Source organism: Herbaspirillum sp. VT-16-41 (assembly GCF_001994935.1).
Taxonomy (GTDB): Bacteria; Pseudomonadota; Gammaproteobacteria; order Burkholderiales; family Burkholderiaceae_D; genus Herbaspirillum; species Herbaspirillum frisingense.
The window spans coordinates 1-1705 of sequence record NZ_MUXB01000117.1 but is presented as its reverse complement, the minus strand read 5'-3'; the positions used below and the strand labels follow the sequence as shown (position 1 = coordinate 1705).

The window sequence follows — 1705 nt, the reverse complement described above, 5'->3', positions numbered from 1 at the left end:
TCTGTCGCCTACGATACCCAAGGCTGGATCGGCAATTCGTATGACAAGTTCTACCTCAAAGCCGAAGGCGATATCGAACAAGGCCGCGTAGGCGATGCCCGGACCGAATTGCTGTGGAGCCATGCGATTACTCCCTATTGGGACACTCAGCTCGGCCTTCGCGTCGACGTCGGCAGCAATCGACCTGGTCGCAATTGGCTCGCCTTCGGCGTCCAGGGACTGGCCCCATACTGGTTTGAAGTAGAGGCGACAGGCTACGTTGGAGAGCAAGGTCGGACTGCCTTGCGCCTGGCGGCCGAATACGAGGTGTTGTTGACCCAGCGCTGGGTGCTTCAACCTCGCGTCGAGGCCAACCTGTACGGTAAAGAAGATCCTGAGCTTGGCATCGGACGGGGCCTGTCCAGCGCGGCCTATGGCGTTCGGCTGCGCTATGAGTTCTCCCGCCAATTCGCTCCTTACGTCGGAATTGAGCGCGATCAGAGTTTCGGCCGTACTGCCAGCTTCTCACGTGGTGCTGGCGGCAATGCCGGTGAAACCAGGCTCGTGGCCGGCGTACGCGTTTTGTTCTAAGTCTCCACCGTTTTAATCCTCCACAACATCTCCAAGGAGTATCGCCATGTCCTACCAATCTTTCTTCGCTAAAACGGCCGTCACCATCGCTGCAGCCGCGTTCGCTACCGCAGCCTTCGCTCATCCGAAGCTGCTTGGCTCGACCCCTGAAGACAACTCGACAGTGAGTGCGCCGGAAAAGATCGAACTGCACTTCTCGGAAAATCTCTCCAAGCAGTTCTCCGGTGCCAGCCTCTTGATGACCAGCATGCCAGGGATGAACCATGCCTCGCCAATGAAGATGGCGGCCAAAGTGTCTGGCTCGGATGACCCCAAGACCATGGTAATCACACCAAGCCAACCGTTGATGCCGGGCGTGTACAGCATCGAATGGCGTGCGGTCTCGTCGGATACCCATCCGATCACCGGCAAGATTACTTTCACGGTGAAGTGAGCAGGTAATGGACGGGATGACCGTTTTGGTGCGCTTTGCGCTGTATCTGGACTTGATGCTTGTCTTTGGCCTGCCGCTGTTCCAGCTGCATGCGCTGCGCCAGCCTGAGCGTTCATCCCCCTTGGGTAAGAAGTTCGTCGTACTGACGGCCAGTGCAGCCGCCATCGGGCTAGCGCTGTCGGCGGTGAGCATGCTGCTCATGACCAAGGCGATGACCGGCGCTGCTGACATCGGCTCGATTGAACAACACATGTTCGAGATGATGTTGACGGACACCTCTTTTGGCATGGCGTGGTGCCTGCGGATGGGGATGTTGCTCGTGGTTATCATAACTGCGCTACTGTCGAACGTATGGCCGACCGTGAGTGCAGTTCTGATGAGCGCAGCGGGGGGCGCCGCCTTGGCCACGTTATCCTGGGCTGGTCATGGTGCAATGGACGAAGGCGTACGAGGACATGTTCACCTGATTGCCGACATCATCCATCTGCTCGCCGCTGGCGGCTGGATAGGTGCGCTGGCAGCGTTCATCCTGATGTTGGTTCTGCGTTACGGCAACGCCCCGGCAGATGTTTCTCTACTCAGCCGAACGCTCAACGGCTTTGCGCTGATGGGCACACTCATCGTCGGATCGTTGGTGATCACCGGTGCGCTGAACTACTGGCTGATTGTGGGCCCCACCATTACAGGGCTTTTCTCTTCTCC

The 1705-nt window shown here is 58.2% G+C and carries 3 protein-coding genes; all 3 read left to right on the top strand.

Features of this window, described 5'->3' with window-relative positions; all coding sequences use genetic code 11:
- A partial coding sequence (locus BTM36_RS17325; protein WP_139347180.1) for a copper resistance protein B occupies positions 1-570 on the top strand: 570 nt, incomplete at its 5' end.
- A 46-nt stretch (positions 571-616) separates the two neighbouring features.
- Positions 617-1003, top strand: a complete 387-nt coding sequence (gene copC / locus BTM36_RS17320) for a copper homeostasis periplasmic binding protein CopC (protein WP_050470709.1) — start codon at positions 617-619, stop codon at positions 1001-1003.
- Positions 1004-1010: 7 nt separating this feature from the next.
- On the top strand, positions 1011-1705 hold a 695-nt coding region (gene copD, locus BTM36_RS17315), incomplete at its 3' end, for a copper homeostasis membrane protein CopD (protein ID WP_139347179.1).